Source organism: Bacillus sp. FSL W8-0116 (assembly GCF_038003825.1).
Classification (GTDB): domain Bacteria; phylum Bacillota; class Bacilli; order Bacillales; family DSM-4216; genus Bacillus_O; species Bacillus_O smithii.
The window spans coordinates 1610232-1631537 of record NZ_JBBOPY010000001.1; the positions used below are offsets into that span (position 1 = coordinate 1610232).

At 44.0% G+C, this 21306-nt stretch carries 19 protein-coding genes; 6 read left to right on the plus strand and 13 right to left on the minus strand.

What is annotated here, in order from left to right; all coding sequences use genetic code 11:
- Positions 1-153: 153 nt before the first annotated feature.
- The gene (locus tag N1I86_RS07595; RefSeq protein ID WP_003353085.1) at positions 154-1335 is read left to right on the plus strand and encodes an IS701 family transposase; all 1182 of its coding nucleotides are present in this window, start codon (positions 154-156) and stop codon (positions 1333-1335) included.
- Between the two features lie 356 nt (positions 1336-1691).
- The gene (locus tag N1I86_RS07600) at positions 1692-3386 is read left to right on the plus strand and encodes a DUF4855 domain-containing protein (RefSeq protein WP_341095784.1); all 1695 of its coding nucleotides are present in this window, start codon (positions 1692-1694) and stop codon (positions 3384-3386) included.
- A gap of 93 nt (positions 3387-3479) precedes the next feature.
- Here N1I86_RS07600 and N1I86_RS07605 read toward each other — a convergent pair whose 3' ends face one another.
- Entirely contained in the window at positions 3480-4907 is a 1428-nt protein-coding gene (locus tag N1I86_RS07605) for an N-acetylmuramoyl-L-alanine amidase (RefSeq protein ID WP_341095786.1), read from the minus strand.
- Between the two features lie 180 nt (positions 4908-5087).
- Between N1I86_RS07605 and N1I86_RS07610 the strand changes: the two genes are divergently transcribed.
- The 3 genes from N1I86_RS07610 (at position 5088) to N1I86_RS07620 (ending at position 11181) form a co-directional block, all read left to right on the plus strand.
- The gene (locus tag N1I86_RS07610) at positions 5088-6668 is read left to right on the plus strand and encodes an alkaline phosphatase (protein WP_341095788.1); all 1581 of its coding nucleotides are present in this window, start codon (positions 5088-5090) and stop codon (positions 6666-6668) included.
- Between the two features lie 93 nt (positions 6669-6761).
- Positions 6762-8378 carry a hypothetical protein gene (locus N1I86_RS07615; RefSeq protein ID WP_341095790.1) on the plus strand — a complete coding sequence of 539 codons (1617 nt, stop codon included), beginning with the start codon at positions 6762-6764 and terminating at the stop codon, positions 8376-8378.
- A complete protein-coding gene (locus N1I86_RS07620) occupies positions 8371-11181 on the plus strand; it encodes a DEAD/DEAH box helicase (protein WP_341095792.1) in 2811 nt (936 codons plus the stop codon). Before N1I86_RS07615 ends, N1I86_RS07620 begins: the two co-directional genes overlap by 8 nt.
- Positions 11182-11386: 205 nt before the next feature.
- Here N1I86_RS07620 and N1I86_RS07625 read toward each other — a convergent pair whose 3' ends face one another.
- Entirely contained in the window at positions 11387-11611 is a 225-nt protein-coding gene (locus N1I86_RS07625) for a hypothetical protein (protein WP_341095793.1), read from the minus strand.
- Positions 11608-11964 (minus strand): single-stranded DNA-binding protein, encoded by a 357-nt coding sequence (locus N1I86_RS07630; RefSeq protein ID WP_341095795.1) that lies wholly within the window; start codon positions 11962-11964, stop codon positions 11608-11610. Before N1I86_RS07630 ends, N1I86_RS07625 begins: the two co-directional genes overlap by 4 nt.
- Positions 11965-12236: 272 nt before the next feature.
- Here N1I86_RS07630 and N1I86_RS07635 point away from each other — a divergent pair, with 272 nt between their 5' ends.
- The gene (locus tag N1I86_RS07635) at positions 12237-12671 is read left to right on the plus strand and encodes a YwpF family protein (RefSeq protein ID WP_270583848.1); all 435 of its coding nucleotides are present in this window, start codon (positions 12237-12239) and stop codon (positions 12669-12671) included.
- Between the two features lie 186 nt (positions 12672-12857).
- On the opposite strand, the gene N1I86_RS07640 is transcribed toward N1I86_RS07635, so the two are convergent.
- The 10 genes from N1I86_RS07640 to N1I86_RS07685 form a co-directional block, all read right to left on the minus strand.
- A complete protein-coding gene (locus tag N1I86_RS07640; RefSeq protein WP_341095797.1) occupies positions 12858-13259 on the minus strand; it encodes a hypothetical protein in 402 nt (133 codons plus the stop codon).
- Between the two features lie 294 nt (positions 13260-13553).
- Positions 13554-13847, minus strand: a complete 294-nt coding sequence (locus tag N1I86_RS07645) for a hypothetical protein (RefSeq protein ID WP_003353315.1) — start codon at positions 13845-13847, stop codon at positions 13554-13556.
- A gap of 352 nt (positions 13848-14199) precedes the next feature.
- Entirely contained in the window at positions 14200-14640 is a 441-nt protein-coding gene (gene fabZ / locus N1I86_RS07650; protein ID WP_003353316.1) for a 3-hydroxyacyl-ACP dehydratase FabZ, read from the minus strand.
- A gap of 5 nt (positions 14641-14645) precedes the next feature.
- A complete protein-coding gene (locus N1I86_RS07655; protein ID WP_003353317.1) occupies positions 14646-14864 on the minus strand; it encodes a DNA-directed RNA polymerase subunit beta in 219 nt (72 codons plus the stop codon).
- Positions 14865-14874: 10 nt separating this feature from the next.
- Positions 14875-15699, minus strand: a complete 825-nt coding sequence (locus N1I86_RS07660) for a flagellar hook-basal body protein (RefSeq protein WP_003353318.1) — start codon at positions 15697-15699, stop codon at positions 14875-14877.
- A gap of 23 nt (positions 15700-15722) precedes the next feature.
- Positions 15723-16544: a flagellar hook-basal body protein gene (locus N1I86_RS07665; protein ID WP_003353319.1), complete on the minus strand. Its 822-nt coding sequence runs from the start codon at positions 16542-16544 to the stop codon at positions 15723-15725.
- Between the two features lie 134 nt (positions 16545-16678).
- Complete coding sequence (locus N1I86_RS07670; protein WP_003353320.1) at positions 16679-17680, minus strand: rod shape-determining protein; 1002 nt, start codon at positions 17678-17680, stop codon at positions 16679-16681.
- A 172-nt stretch (positions 17681-17852) separates the two neighbouring features.
- On the minus strand, positions 17853-18122 hold the full coding sequence (spoIIID, locus tag N1I86_RS07675) for a sporulation transcriptional regulator SpoIIID (protein WP_003353321.1): 270 nt from the start codon (positions 18120-18122) through the stop codon (positions 17853-17855).
- Between the two features lie 1086 nt (positions 18123-19208).
- Entirely contained in the window at positions 19209-19880 is a 672-nt protein-coding gene (locus N1I86_RS07680; RefSeq protein ID WP_003353324.1) for a M23 family metallopeptidase, read from the minus strand.
- 208 nt (positions 19881-20088) lie between these two features.
- Entirely contained in the window at positions 20089-21270 is a 1182-nt protein-coding gene (locus N1I86_RS07685; protein WP_340397586.1) for an IS701 family transposase, read from the minus strand.
- Between the last annotated feature and the right edge of the window lie 36 nt (positions 21271-21306).

A 21306-nucleotide genomic window follows, 5' to 3' on the forward strand; every position in this document is an offset into this window, starting at 1 on the left:
AGCCTACCCTTTCTCTTAAACTTTTTCTTTATTATACTGTAGATGAGCAAATTCGCTAACATAAATTTACAACCAAACAAAAAAGAAGACATGAACCCGATTCCTTGGTTAGAATAGATGTGCCACAACTACTCACAAGGGGGTTCATGTCTCATGAATAGATTAGCACATCACCTAGGAATCCACAAGTTTTTGACGATGTTGGGGTTGGCACTTTATTTCTCAAAACCTGTCATGAAGCATCTCGTTCATATCGTGGATGCGATGATTACAAAGGGCTTTTCGGGAACACTGACCGATCTACATCACGGGAGTTTTCATCCGAACCATCGCACGACACTCAGCCATTTTTTCACGAAAAGCCCATGGGAAGAAGAGACGTTGCTTCGCAAACTCCAGCAGTGGGTGCTTCATCGTGTCGAACGCAGCTCGAAACGAGAGAATCAACCCATTTTTGTTTCGATCGATGATACGATTTGCCAAAAAACGAAGCCCTCGTCACGGGCAACACACGCCATTCAAGGGTGTGATTGGCACTATTCTCACGCAGAGAAAAAGTCGATCTGGGGACATTCTCTCGTTTGGCTCATGGTTCATACGATGACCCAAGCGTTTCCTTTTGCCTTTCGCCTCTACGACAAGACGGCGGGGAAAAGCAAAGGGGAACTCGCGATCGAGATGCTTTCTTCGTTGGATGTGAGTCGACCCGTTTATGTGCTCATGGACTCTTGGTATCCATCGAAAACCCTCGTGGGAGCCTGCTTGAAAAAAGGGTTCCACGTCATCGCGATGCTCAAGACGAATCGGATTCTCTATCCAAAAGGGACGGCCATTCAAGCAAAGGAATTTGCCAAATCTATGGAGCCACGGGATACCCGCCTCGTCACGGTGGGAAAAGAGCGTTATCGGGTGTATCGCTACGAAGGTGCTCTGAACGGTCTCAAGGATGCCGTGGTGCTGCTCGCATGGAAAGCCGATCAGCCGATGACACCGAAACATCTTCATTGCGTCTTGAGCACCGATCGCGAGCTAAGCGATGAAGACATCTTGTGCTACTATGCCGAGCGTTGGTCGATCGAATGTTTTTTCCGTCAAGCGAAAGACCAGCTGAAACTCGATGGATACCGCGTTCGCGGGCGTCGGGCGGTGAAACGGTATTGGATCTTGGTGCAACTTGCGTATGTGTACAGCATGTTCGAGTCGAACAGTGATGTTTCGGATGGGCTCGATCTCCTGCGCAAGAGAAAAGGACATAGCCTCGTGGAGTTCATTTATCGTGCAGCAAAACAAAATATTCCCATTGATGCCGTGAAAAAACAGCTCCACGTGGCATAAGGGGTACCCCGTTTGTCTCTTTTTCGTATGGTAATCATTGTTAATAAAAATGCTCATCTACAGTTATTATACTGGAATGTTTCCAGCTGTTAAATGAATATTTTTTCCCCATTCGCCGATATGTTCTTGTTTCAGCCAAAAATCAACAGCCACGGTTTGCCCTGTCATCGGTTTTGTCCTATGTTCATTAGTCTATCAGTTCATGAAAAAGAAGAACATATGAAAAAAGTATATATAAAAAAATTCCCTTTTCGCTAAAAAATTTCAATAAAATCCTTAAATTTGCTAGTCGAGTTTGGTAATCTGATAGAAAGGGTTCATTCCAAAAGTCGCAAAAAGAAAGGAGAATCCTATTTGTGTACAAAAAAATAGCCCCCGTCGCTATGGCGCTTGCTTGCCTGTTTCCGTCCCATTCTTTCGCTGCTTATACAGATGTGCCTATTACATATTGGGCCTACCATTCGATTGAGCAGTTGAGCGGAAAACAGATCATTTCGGGATATTCCGATGGAAGATTTAAACCAGGAGCCGTTATTACAAGAAAACAGGCTGCCATTATGCTAGTCCGCACCCTTTCTTTATCCTCCGATCAAACGATCGCGATCAAAGATGTGACCGAAAACACCTATGGCTACCAGGAGATAGAGGCCGCGGTATCAGCAGGTTTATTTAGCCTGAAAGACGGTCTGTTTCAACCTGACGAACCCCTGACAAGAGAAGACATGGCTAAAGCTCTCGCCATTGGCTTTCGGTTAAAAGGGGACCAAATGAGCGCATTCACCGATGTTCCTCAAACCAGCCCTTATTATCGCTACATTGATGCTTTGGCCGCTAATGACATCACGACCGGTTATACTGACCATTCCTTTCAGCCGAAAGGTGCAGTCAATCGTGCTCAATTTGCCGCTTTTATCGCTCGAACGCTGTTCAATCCCCGCGAATATGAAGTGTTGATTGACGGAAAGAAAAAAACGACCTTTCGTTCCAAGCAAGAAGCCATTCTATTTGCAGAGCCTTACGACAATGCCGTCATCCGACCTGTCAGCAACCAATATCAAACCTTTTCCAATGAATTTCTGTCACCGGAGAAATCAGGCGTAAAAAACGGCGTTTTACTGTACAACGGATACGAGATTGAGAAAAATCCTTTATACAATAGTCTTCAGAATAAAGAATTTTTCAAGCCGTATTTGGCCTACAAAGAAAATGGCCAATATGTAGATTCCATGTTCGATTCTCTTATTCTGCTAGGAAGGGAATATCCAGGGGGCGAATTCACCGAATCCAGCCAAAATAAAGCAGGATATAGCGAATGGCTGTGGTATTTGAATAAATTGTTCGGCGAAAACGGAACGATTTCCATCATCGACCAAAGCATGAAAGAGATTCCGGTCGTTGATCATGTGAACATTTTTATCGCCATTCCTTATCCACAGCGGAAAGATCCGATTGTCGATCTAAACGGTCAAACGCACCCCAACACATTGGACGAACGATTCCAACTGGTTAAATGGTACATCGATCAAGTGTATGACCAATGGGAGAACACCCAACACAACGGGTTAATCTTAAAAGGCTTTTATTGGTTAAACGAAACGGTCACGAACCCGGAAGATGAACAGCTTCTTCTCATGGTCAGCGATTATATTCACCAACAGAAAGGAAAATTCATCTATTCGCCGCATGCGCAGTCCACTAATTTTGAAAACTGGCAATCATACGGATTTGATGGGGCTTATTTGCAAAGCAACGCTCATTTTACGAATTTGAGCGAAGAAGAAACAAAAGCCAAATTACATAACAGTTTGATTGAAGCGCAAACGAGAAACAGCGGTGTGAATTTAGAAATTGAAAATCACGGATACGCGACGGTAGACATTGGATTGGAAAAGTTTCGCCAATATTTGCACTTTGCCGATCTATACGGGGCAAGATCTCAAAGCTTGATCATCTATCAAGGCGCCTCCATGGTGAACCGTCTAGCCACCTATACCGACCCGCGTTATCAAGAAATGTATACAGAGCTCTATCATTTTTTAAAAAATAAATAGCTACATACTTAAAACAGGGTTCAGACGAAATGTCTGAACCCTTGTTTTTATAGAATGAGAGGAACGGTGATCCCGTTCCTCTCATCTGCCAACCTATTGATTCACAAGATTATACAAGCTCGAAACATTGTATCCTTTAGCTTGGTAATAATCAAGCAAGCCTAGATAAATAGCATTGGCTGCCTTTTGACGCCAAGTAGCCGAAGCCAGCTTCGCGTTATCAGACGGATTATCGATAAACCCTAGCTCTGCCAGCATGGCAGGCATGTTATTTTCTCTTAACACATGCAAATCTCCATTTTTAACGCCGCGGTCCGGTATACCCATCGCGCTGTGGAGACGGTTTTCTATTTTCGACGCTAACAATTGGCTGTCAGCCTTGTACGGGTTTTTTCCGGAACCGCCCCAATAATAGGTTTCCGAACCCGTTCCGCCGCCGGAATTGGCGTGGATGCTCAAGAATACGTTCCCTTTATTCTTGATCGCGAAATCAACGCGGCCTTGCAAACTAATAAAGGTATCCGTGCTTCTCGTCATTTTTACTTGGAACGGACTTTTGGCCAAAATATTTTTCAGCCTTAATCCCGTATCCAAAACAACATCTTTTTCTTTCAATCCATAGCCGATTGCCCCCGGATCCGTTCCGCCGTGTCCCGGATCGATAATAATCACTTGGCTACTCAGACGGCTGTCGTACTGTCCGGTAGAGGACGGCGGTGTGGATTGAAGATAAGCACCATTGACATATCCGATCAAGCTGCCGGATTTTATGTAATACCAGCCGTTCACTTTATTTGCCGCATACACTTTCGTACCGCGGGTCAACGTGCCGATGACCGCATAATTCGTCGACGGTCCTTTGCGGACATTCAATACATCGTTGCTGGCCACATTGACATAGAACGGTTGGGTGAATTGGGCGGTATTTGTATTGGACGGATCTACCCGAAAATCAGGATTCATCGCTCTTGCTAAAAAAACAGCGAAATCCGCACGAATGATAGGGTCATCGAGGCCGAACGTGCCGTCTCCTTTTCCTTCGGCAATGCCGAGCTTCATCAATGTTTCGGCTGCTCCTCCCGTCGTCGTTTCACTGGAGAAACGGAACGCTTTATTGATCATAAGCGCCATTTCGCCACGCTTCAACGTCTTCTCTGGATGGAACGTGCCATCGCTGTAACCGGACAAATATCCTTTTTCCACAGCCGATTGAATATACCCCGATGCAAATGAGCTTGCCGGTACATCGCGGAACGAAGTCGAACGCTGTGTGCCATCCAGTTTTAAAGCCCGTCCGATCATGGCGGCAGCCTCTGCGCGAGTCACTGTCTTTTCAGGCAGAAAACGATGGTCGGCTGTTCCTGTCACAATCCCTTTTTCGGCTAAATAATTAATTTCTTCAGCGGCTCTGTGGGTCGTTCCCACATCTGTAAAATATGTAGCGGCCACTGCCTGCTTCACGCCAAATAAAGGGATGAAAAGCAAAAAGGCAATTGCCGGTAAAAAATGGGCCTTTTTCACTAATATTCCCTCCTTTCCACAGTTTTCTACATTTTAACATATTCATTGACAAGCCTAAACCATTCTCACTGACTATTTTTCTGCTAATTTATGATTTTTCAACTAATTAATGGAACATTTCGCGATTATCCGCATATTTTCATTTTTTTTTCAAAGCATAATCATGAGGTGATTTAGAATATGACAAACATTTTTCGACACTTATCAGCGTTTTTTGTGCTCTTGCTGCTATTGGCCAATGGAAGTTCGCCGACTGCGGCTTACGATTCTCGCTCAAAAGCCAAAAATGTCATTTTTATGATCATGGACGGCACCAATTCCGATGTCCTCGCCTTGTCGCGTTGGTATAAAGGTTCAGCACTTGCCCTTGATGAAATGATGACCGGAGGAGTACGCACCTATTCGCTGCGGTCTGCCATTACCGATTCGGCCGCCGCCGGAACCGCTCTGGCCACCGGCAGAAAAACGTTGGTGGATCATATAGGAATGATTCCGATTTTTCCTGAAGAAGGAAAGCCTTACACCGCTTATCCCGTTCCTAATATTTTGGAAGCCGCGGAAAAAAAAGGGTTTTCGACCGGAATCGTGTCGACTTCCCCTGTACAACATGCCACACCGGCTGCTTTTTCTGCGCATGTGAACCATCGCAATCAATTCGACGACATTGCGGAACAGCAAGTTTATCAAGGGATGGAGGTTGTATTGGGAGGAGGAAAAGCGTGGCTAAAACGGGATGACAAAGTCAAATCCCGTCCTGACGGCGAAAACTTGATTTCCGTCATTCAAAAGAAAGGCTATGAATACGTGACTACAAGAAAAGAACTTCTTCAAAGCAGCGGAGAAAAAATTTGGGGAAGTTTTGCCCGGGAAGATATCGCTTATGAGCTCGACCGAAAAAAGCTGAATCCGAACCAGCCTTCTCTTGCCGAAATGACCGAAAAAGCCATTCAAACTCTGTCCAAAAACGACAAAGGCTTTTTTTTGCTGGTGGAGGGAAGCAAAGTCGATTGGGCCGCCCATAAAAACGATCCGGTAGGAATGATCAGCGAAGTGCTAAGTTTTGACGAAGCTGTTCAAAAGGCGCTCCAATTTGCCAAAAAAGATCGGCAAACATTGGTCATTGCGGTTGCGGACCACGGCAACAGCGGGTTAACAATGGGAAACCGCTCCACCAATCATTCCTATGCGAGCGAACCGAAAGAACATTTTATTGAACCGCTTAAAAAAGCCCATTTAACGGTAACCGGAGCCGTTTCTCAATTGCGAAAAGACCGCTCCAACTTGAAAGAAGTGCTGAAATCATATGGATTAAATTCTTTAAGCCATAAAGAATACAATCTCGTCAAAAAATCGAAACATCCGGAAAAAGAAATGGCCGCTTTGCTTTCTAAACGCGCAAAAATTGGTTTTACAACCACCGGTCATACCGGCGAAGATGTCTTTTTATTCGCTTACGGCCCCGGCAAACCGACTGGACTTGTCGAAAATACAGATTTGCCGAAATCTGTTTGCCAAACACTCGGTCTGAAACTCCAATCGTCCTATCAAGATGGGATTCAGTTTTATAAAAAGCGGGGATTTAAGACAACCATTTATCGAAAAAAAGAGGGAAATCCGGAATTAGTGGTGCAAAAGGGCGGGCAAACGATCCGCTACCCTGTCAATAAAAATATCCGTTTTGTCGACGGCAAAGAAGAAACGTTTTCCGCCGTCAACCTCTTTAACGGAACACATTTTTATATTGGACTTCCGAATCGTTAACGCTTCTTGGATGGAGCGTTTTTTTTCTCATCGATCCCTGTTATAATTAAAGGATAAGATATTTCCCAGACATCTTATGGGGGAGATGAAAAAATGCCACAAAACGCTTTGGAATGGCGAGACGCCATATTGTATTATTCAGAAGAATTATTGCAGCACCCCGCTGATCTAAACTCTTCCGCTATCGAGGAAGGATTGCGGCTATTCCGCCACGAAAACGTGGATAGCTTTCATATAGAAAACGAGATCATTCATGCTTTTGTCCATGATAACGGCCGATGGGAGGTCAACCTCGATTTAACCTTTCCGTCACTCAGCTTTTGTTCTTGCCGCCAAAAAACCTGTTCTCATCAAATGGCCGTTTTTTTTGCATTATACAGCCAAACGGGAAATCTCCAAGATTGGATGGAACAATGGCGCACGCTCACAAGCGTTCCGTCAAAGAAACAACCGCCTCTTGATATTCCGGGAGTATATTATGCCAGCGATCTGCTAAAAAAACGGGCGGCCAATGACGGCCCTGAAGAGTGGGGAAAAATGGTCGATCGCGCCTTTTTACAAACGGATTGGTCTCCGGTAAAAAAGAATCCCTACTTATTGGATATGAAAGCCCAAAGTCTCTATCGACAATTGATGACACAAGGTCCGTTTGAAAGAGAATGGAAACCGCTCTACCAATTATTTTGCAGCTACTTTCTCTTTCAAAAAGTGGTGGAATTATGCAGAACATTGGGGGAAGATTGGAATTTGATTGACCGGGCCTGTTCCTCCACTGTCTACTTTTTTGCCAAGGAATGCGAACATGCGGCCAGAGAGCTTTCTGTTCATGCCATTCCCTTTGCTTTTGACCGCTATCTTCTTTATTTAAAAGACGATCTCTTAAGACTCATCGACCGCGATAGCCGGTTGTTTTCAAATACTTGTATGTTGCTGTACATGCGTCTTTGGACCGTTCTTTTGAAAAAAGAAGACTGGCGAAAACAAGAATGGAATCGTCTGGAAAGCGAGAGCCCCATTTCATACGGGAAGGCCACCGCCTTATTGCATCAACTTCTCTTTTTGAATAAAAAGGAGGAGTTTTCCGCTCTTTTTCAACGTCTTGACGAATCGATTGTCGATGCTTCGTTAGTATGGTTGGATTACTTTTTTTCCGAACCGCCTTATCAAAAAGCCTGCTTTTTGCTCGAACTTGTGAAAGAGAAGCTGCCCGCCTTTTTAGATAGCCTTTCAAGCCCTTATCATAAACGCATATTTGTCGCAGATTTTTTGCGATTGATTGATGCCTCTTGGCTGGCGGAAAATCGGCCGCATCTATTGGAAGATGTGCTTTTTCAGCTTTTTCCCTACAGTTATTCCGTCCTTCATGAATTTTATATCATCACCGAACATTATCAAAAATGGACGGAATTGCAGCTATTGATGGGGGCGGAATTGGAAGAGCTTGAGCAAATGGGATTAAAGAAACTCGAAAAAGCTTCTCCCGAATGTGCTCTCCCCCTTTACCATTGGGGAATTTCCGAGCTGATCGAGCGCAAAAATCGTTCCAGCTACCAGCGAGCGGTGAAATATTTAAAGAAGCTTCGACGCCTCTATAAAAAATTGAAACGGGAGCAAGACTGGGAACGATACTGGGCCGGTTTGCAAGAAAAAACGAAACGTCTTCGCGCTTTTCACGAAGAATGCAGAAAGGGTAAACTGATCGATGCTTAAATTAAAAACGTTGACTGTTCATACGATGCCATTTGAAAATGATCGTTTCTTTGTTTTTCTTACTTCTGACAGCGGAAAAGCAGTTGACTATTCCTTAGGAAAACAGCTGTTCCTTTGGCATCAAGAAAGCTTTTTCGGCACGGAACTGGAAGTAAAGGAAGCGGATGGTATGAAAGGGTTTATGCTTTCCGCTTGGCAATGGATTAGTCTGTTAAAAAACGACCGTTTTCATTCGTTTATCCAATGGCATTTTGACCCGCTCACTCAATATGGATTGTCCGTGGCGCCCGTTCTTTATGAAGCAGTGGTGAATGGCGAATTTTCGCCCGTTTTTCATGAAACAGACATTTACTGGGAACCTCCGGCCGCCGTCTGGGAGGAGTTCAATCCTGATTTTTGGGAGCAGGACGTATGGAAAGGAATATCAGCCAGAAAAATGACCATCGACCTGTTTCAAAGATGCGTACACGATTTTTTGTCCCATTCTCCTGTTTTTCAAAAGCTTCATGAGATCGCCGATTATCTTCAAAACGGGAAATTGTCAGCCGACGATCTCCAATCTTATTGGGCAGACGGCCACTTTCGCCAATGGGCCGGTTTCGTGGAAGATCCTGTTCCGTTCTCTATAGGCTTGCGTCTGTCAGAACCTGAAAACGATCAAGATTCATGGCTATTAGAAACGGTTCTGCAAAACAAAAAAAATCCAGAAAAAATTTACAGCTTAAATGGCAGAATTCCTCCTACTTGGAAAGTGCATCTTCCTGCTGTGCTTGCAGAACAAACGCGCTGGCTGCGTTTATTGCCTGAACTGCAGGAAAACGGAAAAATGAAAACAGCGTTGACCGAAGAAGAAGCTTGGACTTTTCTGACAGAAACAAGCGAAAAACTGATCGCCCTGGGTATTGCCATTCTTCTTCCTTCATGGTGGGAATCGATACGTCAAGCGTCCTTTTCCCTTTCTGCCCGAGTCCGCTCTCAATCACATTATCAGCGGACATTTGTCGGATTGAATACGATCCTTGATTTCGACTGGCGGATTTCTCTGAATGGAGAAGAACTGGCAGAAGAAGAATTTCAAAAATTGGTGTCGGAAAAACGCCGGCTTGTCAAGGTGAACGGCCAGTGGGTGCCGCTTGATCCGAAAATGATTCAAAAAATCCAACAGTTAATGGAAGAAGCGAAGAAAAAAGGGATCAGAATGCAGGACGTTTTGACCCAAGAGTTCACCGGCGATTCAGAAGAAAATCAAGAAGAACCGTCAAACTTGTACGAACTCTCTTCGGTCCAAATTCAATTAAACCGTTCATTGCAGCAAATGATCGACAAGCTTCAGCATATCGAACAAATTCCTTTGCAACAGGCTCCGGCTTCCTTGCAAGGAGCTCTGCGTCCCTACCAGCAAATAGGAATGAGCTGGCTCTTGTTTTTGCGGTCGTTTCGTTTTGGCGCCATTCTTGCCGACGATATGGGGCTTGGAAAAACGATTCAGCTGATCGCTTATTTATTGCATGTGAAAGAAAAAGAAAAGCCGGACATGCCGGCTTTGATCATTTGTCCGACATCTGTACTTGGAAACTGGCAAAAAGAGCTTGAGCACTTCTCTCCCGACTTGCGGGTTCTTCTCCATTACGGCCAGAACCGGCTACAAGGCGAAGACTTTGCCGAATGTATTCAAAATAAAGATGTCGTGCTCACTTCTTACGGTCTGTCCCATTTGGACTTTGAGACCCTTTCAGCCGTTCATTGGAGCACCATCGCCCTCGATGAAGCCCAAAACATTAAAAACGCCCATACAAAGCAGTCTCGGGCCATCCGAAAATTAACGGGAAATCATCATATCGCCTTAACCGGTACACCGATGGAAAACCGCTTATCGGAACTATGGTCGATTTTTGATTTCACGAACCATGGCTACTTAGGAAGCTACCAAAAATTTCAAAAGAATTATATCATCCCGATTGAAAAAGAGCGTTCGGAGAAAAAAATCCGCCTCCTGCAGGCAAGAATTCGTCCGTTTTTGCTGCGGCGGACCAAGAAAGACCCGGAAGTGGAATTAAATTTGCCGGATAAGCTGGAACAAAAGCAATATTGTCCTTTGACAGCGGAACAAGCCGCTTTATATGAAGAATACGTGCAAGAAACGTTAAACCGGATTGAACAATTGTCCGCTTTTGAACGCCGAGGGGTTGTCTTGCAAATGTTAAATAAGCTGAAACAACTTTGCGACCATCCGGCCTTATATTTAAAAGAAACCCGTCCGAGTCGCGCTGCTGAACGTTCGCACAAGTTGGCCAAACTGCTGGAGTTGGTTCAAGAAATTTTGGAACAAAAGGAAGCTTGTTTGATTTTCACCCAATATATCACGATGGGAGAGATGATTCAGCAGGAAATCGAGAGCCGATTTCAAATCAAAGCACCGTTTCTAAACGGGAGCATGCCGAAGCTGCAGCGTGATCGCCTTGTCAGCCAGTTTCAGGACGGAGAATTTCCGGTATTTATCTTATCCTTGAAAGCCGGCGGAACCGGATTGAATTTAACGGCCGCCAACCACGTCATCCACTATGACCGCTGGTGGAACCCGGCTGTTGAAAACCAGGCAACCGATCGTGCGTATCGCATTGGCCAACACCGCTTTGTCCATGTTCATAAATTGATTGCCACTGGTACGTTGGAAGAAAAAATTGATAAAATGATTGAAGAAAAACAAGAACTGAACGAGAAAATCATCCAAAGCGAGCAATGGATCACGAAGCTCTCCAACCAAGAGCTGGAACAACTGCTCAAATTGGAACCGCAAGGATAAACCCTTTTTCACTATGTCTTGTATTTTATTTGAACCAAACAAAATCAGAGCCGGTACTCCCGCCGGCTCTTTTTATTTGAGGGAAAGATGGAAGGTTTCAATATCTTTTATCTCTAGAGGAAAATCAGAAAGGCCATTTTGAGGATAATAAGAGGGCAATGCGGGCATGAAACCCGTTTTTTTAAAAGGAAGAACGGAAAGTAGTTTATTTTTTTAAACTTCTTTCCATTTTGCTTTCATTCTTACTAGACAGAAAAACGATTGGATCGGAAAGCGATTGACTGGTTTCCAGCCGGCGGATGCGCTGTTCGAGAAGGTGTATGGAGGAATGACAATTTCCAAGCAAGTAAACCACTTTTTCCATCAACCGTTCCATTTTTTCCATTTTGGCATAAACGTTTGGATCCAGAAAACATTCACCTCTTTTCATTCAAGCTCCATTAATGGAAACGTTTCTTCTTGGGGCTTTGAACTTAAAAACTGCACCGATTTGGCCACGACTTCCGTGATATACACCTTCTTTCCTTCTTTATTTTCATAATTTCTTGTCTGAATACTGCCCAGCACCCCGATCAAAGATCCTTTGCTGCAATATTTGGCCGTATTTTCCGCCATCTTGTTCCAAAATGTACACAGAACAAAATCTGCTTTTCCCCCTCCTTCTTGGCTGCGATAAGGACGCTGAACCGCCAATATGACGGGAAGAAACATTTTCCCTTCCGTCGTGTAACGCAGCTCCGGATCTTTTGTCAGTCTCCCGACTAACGTCACTTGATTGATCAATGATTTATCAACTCCTTCTTCTTTTTTCGGGAGGCATTTTCATCTTATCGGGAAAAGACGCTTTCGTAAAATCGCTACTTTCCGCTTTTTCGACACGATCTTTTGTTTTCGCTGTTATTGTCAAGGAAAAAAGCGAATATTTTCGACAACTTCGGAGGCAATCAACCTTTTTTGCTTTTCTTTCCATTTTTATCTCCCCACGCTTTCTAGGTGCTGTCAATTCGGCTATGTTATAATGGAAGAAAAGCGAATCAATGGAGGCCGTCTTCTAAATGAAAACCTTTAAATTAGTCAGTCTTCAATTTATCGAGGATCAAGACGCTAAAGACATTGATTTCATTGATGGATTAATTATTAATAAAGAAGATGAAAAGCGGACGTGGCTGATTGAGCTTTTTACGGATCTATCCTATTACGATTATTTCCGTGACGTTCAACAAAGAGATAAAGACTTGGAAATTCAAGTCATCATATCCCGCCCTGAAAACAGCCCGGCTTACTTTTTCGGACATATCCATTGCATCAAAAAAATGGAATCCAACGTAAGCGTCTTGTTGCAAGGACGTTTAACCAACAGACAAAACGAATTTGCCGAACGTCTTCTTACGGATTTGGTCCAAATGGGATTGAGCGGTGAACAGCTTGTTCGAGAATTTTCCGGCAACTTAAAAAAAAGACCCGGCCATCCCGTTGCCAAGATTCGTTAATATCCACCCATCGCTGTCCGTCTGAAACATTTCAATCCGTAAATAAAAAACCCGGTCACGACTTCAAATGATCGGGTTTTCGTTTTTATGGCTTTTCGGCTCGCTTTTTCCGTTTTTTGACTTTTGATTTTTCTTGACTGTCAAAAGCGGGAGTGAACCAGCTGAAAACCGGTTCTTTCTCCTGCTTTATTTATAGGCGGCGTTTTCTTTCAACTGTTTCGAAAGAAAATCTATGTAAAACTTTGCCTCCATTTTACAGGAATAATCGTAGTCGGTTCCCAATTGTTTTTGCAGGGCATCCACCGTTTCAATTTGCTCAGGAGTCGGTTCTTCCGAGATGATTTTTTCGATGATTTCATTCATTTTGGACGCTATTTCTTCGTGAAATTCAGGGCTGCTTTTAATATCATTGCTCACTTTATGATACCAAGACGAATTGGATTGAATATATTCTTTCCATTCTTGCATAAACTCTTCAAAAGAAAAACGATGATCCTTCCATTGAATCTTAGCCATATATTGTTCAAACGCAGTCGCAATTGAGCGAGTGATACTTATTTTTACGCCGTGCGGTAAACTTTGCAACATGGAATAAGTACCTCCTACATAATACATACATCGTATCTACTTTATCATAATTAGGAAGTTGTTGACAAATTTTTTCTTTTTTTCATTAAAATGCAACAAACCCACCGTTTAGAACGGTGAGTTTGTGAATCCTTGCGGTTGGCAGCCTCCATTGGAATGGAGGCTTCCGATTCATTCCTAGCGCCTCTTTTCAGCAGCCGGCACTCCTCCATCTTTTCGTCGGATGCACCAAGCGCCTCCTGTAAAAGAGGGGCTCAACGAAAGAATTCAACCGTTGATGTTCCTTTTTCGCCATCATTCGTCTTTATTGTCTTTATCTCTTACATCACGTTTATCTTCGATTGGCTCTTCTCCCGGAGTATTTCTGTCTTTCGTCATATCCCAATCATTATTGGTGTTCTTATCATTGGTTCTTCGGTTATTGTTGTTAAAGCGGCGATTGTTGTCATTAAGATCGCGGCGGTTATCGTCTATTACACCGTTGTCGTTGTCGTTGGCAGGCGGCGGAGGATTTTGATTGGTGTTACAGCCGGCTAAAAGCAAAATAGCTAACAGCGAGCCTCCCATTAATTGCAAAAACTTGCTCATTTCTATCCTTCTCCTTTCATTATTCCATCCATTGGTAGACCGGATATTACGGGTCGGTTGTTATCTTGCGCCAGTTTCATGAAATCTATTCCGATTTGAAAAGAAGATTGCAAAAGCCGACCTGTCGGCATCAGAAAATGTGTAAACCAAGCGCGAAAACCACTTTTTTACAAAGCTTTCGCTTATTTTTTCCTTTCGCCCGAAAAAATTTCATAAAAAAAGACTCCGTTATTTGAAAATCTTTCATATGGCGACTCATTCAGTCGACTATATGAAAGACTCCCAAAAACGAAGCCTGTTAAACCATTTCAGCAAAACTTGATCCAAGCGGCTAAGCATGATCGGGATGGCTTTATTTCGATTGCGAACGATCCCCCAGTGCAAACGTAATTTCCGCTTCACAAACGATTTCCCCGTTCACTGTAGCCGTCGCTTGGCCTTTGCCGATGCTTCCTCTAACCCGCACAAGTTCCACTTCAAGGCGAAGCTGATCTCCAGGTTTTACTTGCTTTTTAAAACGGCATTTGTCGATTCCGGCAAAAAAAGCGAGCTTTCCCCGGTTTTCTTCCTTATTCAAAACCGCCACTGCTCCTACTTGAGCCAGCGCCTCTACAATAAGTACTCCCGGCATGACAGGGTAATCGGGAAAATGGCCGTTAAAAAATTCTTCATTGCCCGTTACGTTTTTAATTCCCACCGCTCTTTTGCCGTCTTCCAATTCTTCGATCCGATCAATCAGCAAAAACGGATAGCGGTGCGGGATAATGTCTTTGATCTGTTGCAAATCCAACATGCACCTTATGCCTCCTTAGACAATAACAAGTCCTTTATCGTCGAAAATAAATTCATCCACATCGATGGCTTTAAAACATCCATCGGCTTCCCATGTCCAATGACGCTATAGCCGATGACCGCCCCGACAAACGCTGTGAATGCAACTAAGAAAAGATTCACTATAAATCGTCCCAGGGGCGTTAATTTCTTTTTCTTTCTAACTTTTCTCTGCTGTTCTGTCATAAGATCACCTTTAGCGAAGACTATTCACAAGCCCCATCATTTGATCGCCAAGAGTAACCGACCGGGATTGAAATTGATAAGAACGCTGGACGTTGATCATATCCGTCATTTCTTTGGAAATATCGACATTGGACTTCTCAAGCGCTCCTTGTTGAACGCTGATTTCACTGCGAAGAGCCCCCGTTAAATCGCGTGCGACTTCCCCAATGGCTACTGTGCTGTCAGCAGGCAGACCAAGCAAGTTATTTCCTTTTTGTTCTAAATATTGAGGTCTCTCAACGGACACGATTCCCAAATTCACTGCTTGTCCTCCTCCGACCGAAAGCCTTCCCGTTTTATCCACTGTTATGTTTTGACCCGCTTGCCGGTTCAATTGAACAGGCCGATTTTGTTCATCTAACACAGGATATCCTTCGGCTGTGACAAGCATGACTTGATTGCCGTTCACAGGGGAAAGATAAAAAGCACCGTTTCTCGTAAAACGAATCTCTTCCCGTCCATTTTCCTGAACCAAAACTTTAAAGTATTGATTTTCATTTGTCAATGCCAAATCCAAGGAACGTCCCGTTGTTTGAATAGGTCCCAATTTCGTATTCATTTTGGTTTGGGCCAGTTTGGCTCCCGTTCCTAATCGAATCCCTTCCGGTGTCATTCTTCCCATTTCACTGTTTGGGTGAAGCTGATTCTGAAACTGTTGGACCAGCAGGTCGGAAAAAGTGGCTTCACGGCTTTTAAAGCCATTCGTGTCCGCATTCGCTAAATTGTTGCTAATGACGTCCAGCTGTTTTTGCAATTGGCCCAATGTATTAGTAGCATTGATCATTATGCGGTTCACTGCTGCTCCTCCTCTTCAGGCGACTAATTGATTCTCCCCACTTCATTGACGGCTTTGTCCATGCTGCGGTCATAAGCCTGCAACACCTTCTGATTCGACTCATACGCACGATAAGCGGCTAACATATCGGTCATGGTTTGAGCGGCATCCACGTTGGATCGTTCCGTAAATCCTTGCTGAATTCGAAAGCGGATATTATTCACTTGAAAAGCGTTTGGAAGCGTCCCGTTATCCAAACGATAAAGCCCATCCCCTTCTTTGACTAAAGAGTCGGGATTGGCCGCATAAGACACGCCTAATTGCGACACATACTCTCCATTATCAAAAATTCGCCCTTGTTCGTCAATTTTCAAATTATCTGTTTGAACCCTGATTGGATTTCCGTTCGTATCGAGAACATTCAAACCGTCAGCCGTTGTCAAATAGCCAAGTCCATTGACAGTAAAATTCCCATTGCGTGTATACCGTATGCCATTTGCCCCTTGGACAGCAAAAAAGACCGTTCCCTTTGAATTAGCCCCTTGATTTCCCGGCACGAATATATCCAACAGCGCCAAATCGGTTTTGTTTCCTGTTTCCTGCAAGTCTCCTTGAACAAAGTTGGGAATGGTTTCTTGCATATAGACACCCGTATTTAAGCTCCCAACCGTTGTATAAGAAGGGATTTTCGCCAGCTTGCCATATTCGTCCAAGCGGCTTAACAGCATTTCCGGAAAAGCCCGAAGCGAGGATTTATCCGTTTTATAACCGGGAGTATTAGCATTAGCCATATTATTCGTCAGCAGCTCTGTTCTTCTTTGTTGAGCGATCATGCCCGAAGCCGCTGTATAAAACCCTCTGAACATATTGATTCACCTCTGCAATGGATTGCTGGTTTTATTATACAGGAAACCATTTGGCAATGCTTTCTCTTTTTTAGAAAAAAATTCATCCCTGCCAACTGTAGTAGAAGTCCATGCCCGCCATATGGCTTGCATCCTTAAATGAATTTCCGATTGGATATTTTATCAATATGATCCAAAATGACTCCCGTACCTACCGCTACACAACTCATCGGATTTTCAGCAATGAGCACCGGCACTTTTAATTCATCCGAAAGCAGCTGGTCAATGCCGTGAAGCAGCGCTCCTCCTCCCGTCAGCATCACTCCGCGGTCAATGATATCAGCAGAAAGCTCCGGCGGCGTTTTTTCTAACACGTTTTTGGCTGCTTGGACAATGGATACAACGGACTCTCTTAAAACCCCTTCAATTTCTTTCGAGTTAATCGTTAAAGTTCGTGGAAGGCCAGTGACCATATCGCGGCCGCGGATATCCATTTCTTCATTATGACCATCCGGGTATACCGTTCCGATGGTCATTTTAATTTGTTCTGCCGTACGCTCTCCAATCAGCAGCTTATACTCTTTTTTTATGTAATTTAAAATTTCCATATCAAAGTTGTCGCCTGCTATTTTAATGGACTCGGAAGTAACAATGTCCCCCATCGAAAGCACCGCAATGTCGGTCGTTCCTCCGCCGATATCCACCACCATGTTGCCGCTCGGCTGAAAGATATCCATTCCTGCCCCGATGGCAGCTACTTTTGGTTCTTCTTCTAAATAGACTTTTTTCCCGCCGCTCTTTTCAGCTGCTTCTCGGATCGCTTTTTGTTCCACGCTCGTAATATTCGTCGGGCAGCAGATTAAAATTCGCGGTTTGGAAATAAATCCGCTTACGTTTAACTTATTTAAGAAATGTCTTAGCATGGATTCTGTAATGTCAAAATCTGCAATCACTCCGTCTTTTAATGGCCGAATGGCGACAATATTGCCCGGAGTCCTTCCGACCATGCGCCTTGCTTCTTCTCCGACTGCCAGCACTTTTCCTGAATTTCGGTCAATCGCAACGACTGACGGTTCATTTAACACAATTCCTTGTCCTTTTACATGAATAAGCACATTGGCCGTCCCCAGGTCAATCCCGATATCCTTTGAAAACATGTTGTATAAGGGCTCCTTTCCTCTTTTCTTCCATTTATGTACAATTTTTTGAAATGAAGTTCTATATCCCCAATTATCTATTTTATCATAAATGTTTTTCCAAAAGGAGAGCGAAAAAGACATGAAACTGAAAAAGAGGTGACCTTTGCAGCAACAGGTCACCTCTTTCTCCTTACCGCTTCAAAGCGGCAGGATTATGCCCGCGGTACTTTTTCTTTGTCGCTTCTCCACCCCGCAGGTGGCGGATCGATTTATGGTAATCTAATATGGCTTTCACTTCATTAGCTAGTTCAGGATTTATTTCAGGCAATCGTTCCGTTAAATCTTTGTGGACAGTACTTTTGGATACGCCAAACTCCTTCGCGATCACGCGAACCGTTTTTCTCGTCTCCACGATATACTTTCCAATCTTGATCGTTCTCTCTTTGATGTAATCGTGCACACCACTCGCCCTCCCTAAATTGGATGTGAGAAGTGTGAAATGAGACTCGCTTTCACTTCATTTAAGTACTGTATTCCCGCATGAAAATAAATTGGTGGTCCTCCCCCGCGCATGCGGCAGAAAGCGAGATCGCTTTCTATCTTTACCACGACTGATCAAGTCTTTTTGCCTTTGGATATTTGCTTTTTTAACGATTCCTCACCTCAAACACTCTCTCTAATTTTTGTGCAGGTTTGTAATCATTTTATTAGCTTGGTTAAAAATATATGCACGAAATCAGTATTAAGGACAAGGCATGAAGGGACTTTTTTACGGGCGGATACAGAATCAGTCGTGAAAATCAGCATGGCAGCAGCTCAAAAAACGGATGGATTCCTTTGTTCCAAGTTCAAATGAAAATCGAGTAGGAGGGAGCGATTAACTCCCGTCCTCTCACACCACCGTACGTACGGTTCCGTATACGGCGGTTCAATTAAGATAATTGACGCAAGTCTTTATAACTTCCGTGAATAGCTGTTCTCTTTATGCCAGTGGTCACTCCACCCTCCAAGAGGTCTCCCACGGGATTCACCGCTTCCTCCCTCAAGTGAGGTACTACGTTTTCTGTGTTCATCATGACTCACTGAATACCAAGGGCTATTCTCTCTTCATTGTTCGGTCCTTCTTAGTTGTTCTAGACCAACTAATACTATGACCTCTGCTGACTTCTGACGGTTCAGCTACTTATCACTAAGTAGGTTATGAAGAGTACTTCACCTATCCGCCAGACCTCCCCGGGTAAGTACATGCACTTTCACACCATCTATCCGCCTCATTTACTCGATATGACCTTCGACAGAAAGAGCTTTGTTTTGTTATGCAAACTCACTCCATCATACCTAGCCTTATATGAGGTTCGTGTTCCTCGGACCGGTGTTTTGCCTCCAGCTTCCTTCAGATTCCGCGTCACCACGGACACCCTTGCTCTTGGCTAACCTCTACTTCTGTCTTCGGGGTTCGGGACTTACACCCTATAGTTCATGTACATGCCGGGCGCACATAAAAAAACAGAGAGTTTATTCCTTTCACTCTCTGTGCATCTATAAATTACTGGACGGTTTTGTTGAGATATTGTTCAGGATTTAAAGGAGTGTTGTTTTTGCGAATTTCAAAATGGACATGAACACCCGCTTTTTCGTTAAACACACTGTTTCCTGCTTTTCCGATCACTTGCCCCTGTTTTACATTTTCGCCTTCTTTGACTTGTATGTCTTTCACAGATTGATATTGTGTGACAATTCCTTTTTCATGTTCAATTTCAATGACATTGCCAAGCAAAGCATCTTCTTGAATGTTCGTTACTTTTCCGCTCAACGCCGCCGTTACATCGAAGCTTTTTCCATCTTTCACACCAATATCAATTCCTGTATTGGGATAATACGTATTGTTATAAACTACTAGTGCGGCTTCTTGTTCCTTTTGGGAAACGTTTTTGTCATAAAATTTTTGCTTAATAACGGCTTCATCCGGATTTTCCAATGGAAGCTTCACGGTTTCCAGCGCCGTATTGACTTCCACCGAAGGCTCACGGCTGCTGTTGTCAGCGGATTGTTGTTGGCCCTGATCTTTCGTCGCATTGTTATCTTCAGTTGTTTGATACCATACAATACCGGCTATTAAAAGGGCAGCAATGACAAGATATAAGCTCGGAAATACCCAACGTTTTTTAAAGAAAGTTTTCATCCTTAGAGAAATTCGTTTCTTTTCTTCCTCTCTCACTTTTCATCACCTCAGCTACCATTTTGAACAGGTCGGGTGAATTCTATACCTTTTTTCAAAAAATTTTTTTACTTTTTATTTTTCGATAATCCATTTAAAATTATTCACGTAATCGCGACACCATATTCTGGGGTTTTATATTATAAGCTGTAGTTGAGCAATTTTAATTACAATAATTACCATGTAAAAGAGACAAACAGGGTACCCCTTATGCCACGTGGAGCTGTTTTTTCACGGTATCAATGGGAATATTTTGTTTCGCTGCACGGTAAATGAACTCCACGAGGCTATGTCCTTTTCTCTTGCGCAGAAGATCGAGCCCATCAGAAAAATCGCTGTTCGACTCGAACATGCTGTACACGTAAGCAAGCTGCACCAAGATCCAGTAGCGTTTCACCGCCCGACGTCCGCGAACGCGGTATCCATCGAGTTTCAGCTGGTCTTTCGCTTGACGGAAAAAACATTCGATCGACCAACGCTGGGCATAGTAGCGCAAGATCTCTTCATCGCTTAGATCCCGGTCGGTGCTCAAGACGCAGTGAAGATGTTCCGATGTCATCGGCTGATCGGCTTTCCAAGCGAGCAGCACCACGGCATCATCGAGACCTTTGAGAGAGCCTTCGTAGCGATAAACCCGATAACACTCTTCTCCCACCGTGACGAGGTGAGTGTCTTTCGGTTCGATGTAGCGGGCAAACTCCCTCACCTGAACCGCAATGCCTTTTGGATAAAGAAGCCGATTGGCCTTGAGCATTGCGATTACGTGGAATCCCTTTTTCAGACAAGCTTCCACGAGCGTTTGCGATGGATACCAAGAGTCCATCAGCACATAAACAGGACGGTGTACATCCAAAGAAGAAAGCATCTCGATCGCGAGTTCCCCCTTGCTTTTCCCAGCCGCCTTGTCGTAGAGGCGGAACGCAAAGGGAAAAGCCTGGGTCATCGTATGAACCATGAGCCAAACGAGAGAATGTCCCCAGATCGACTTTTTCTCTGTGTGAGAATAGTGCCAATCACACCCTTGAATGGCGTGCGTTGCCTGTGACGAAGGCTTGGTTTTTTGGCAAATCGTATCATCGATCGAAACAAAAAGGGGTTGATTCTCCTGTTTGGCGATGCGTTCGACACGACGAAGCATCCACTGTTGAAGTTTGCGAAGCAGCGTCTCTTCATCCCAAGGGCTTTTCGTGAAAAAATGGCTGAGTGTCGTGCGGTGGTTCGGATGAAAGCTCCAATGATGAAGATCGGTCAATGTTCCCGCAAATCCTTTGGTGGTCAGCGCATCCACGATATGAACGAGATGCTTCATGACAGGTTTTGAAAAATAAAGTGCCAACCCCAACATCGTGAAAAACTTGTGGATTCCTTGATGATGTGCTAATCTATTCATGAGACATGAACCTCCTTGTGAATAGTTTTGGTGACA

Bases quoted from the DNA above. Each gene is read 5' to 3' on its own strand.
- N1I86_RS07595 (WP_003353085.1), top strand. From the start codon at position 154: ATGAATAGATTAGCACATCACCTAGGAATCCACAAGTTTTTGACGATG.
- N1I86_RS07610 (WP_341095788.1), top strand. From the start codon at position 5,088: ATGACAAACATTTTTCGACACTTATCAGCGTTTTTTGTGCTCTTGCTG.
- N1I86_RS07615 (WP_341095790.1), top strand. From the start codon at position 6,762: ATGCCACAAAACGCTTTGGAATGGCGAGACGCCATATTGTATTATTCA.
- N1I86_RS07620 (WP_341095792.1), top strand. From the start codon at position 8,371: ATGCTTAAATTAAAAACGTTGACTGTTCATACGATGCCATTTGAAAAT.
- N1I86_RS07625 (WP_341095793.1), bottom strand. From the start codon at position 11,611: ATGAAAAGAGGTGAATGTTTTCTGGATCCAAACGTTTATGCCAAAATG.
- N1I86_RS07635 (WP_270583848.1), top strand. From the start codon at position 12,237: ATGAAAACCTTTAAATTAGTCAGTCTTCAATTTATCGAGGATCAAGAC.
- N1I86_RS07640 (WP_341095797.1), bottom strand. From the start codon at position 13,259: ATGTTGCAAAGTTTACCGCACGGCGTAAAAATAAGTATCACTCGCTCA.
- N1I86_RS07645 (WP_003353315.1), bottom strand. From the start codon at position 13,847: ATGAGCAAGTTTTTGCAATTAATGGGAGGCTCGCTGTTAGCTATTTTG.
- fabZ (WP_003353316.1), bottom strand. From the start codon at position 14,640: ATGTTGGATTTGCAACAGATCAAAGACATTATCCCGCACCGCTATCCG.
- N1I86_RS07655 (WP_003353317.1), bottom strand. From the start codon at position 14,864: ATGACAGAACAGCAGAGAAAAGTTAGAAAGAAAAAGAAATTAACGCCC.
- N1I86_RS07665 (WP_003353319.1), bottom strand. From the start codon at position 16,544: ATGTTCAGAGGGTTTTATACAGCGGCTTCGGGCATGATCGCTCAACAA.
- N1I86_RS07670 (WP_003353320.1), bottom strand. From the start codon at position 17,680: ATGTTTTCAAAGGATATCGGGATTGACCTGGGGACGGCCAATGTGCTT.
- N1I86_RS07685 (WP_340397586.1), bottom strand. From the start codon at position 21,270: ATGAATAGATTAGCACATCATCAAGGAATCCACAAGTTTTTCACGATG.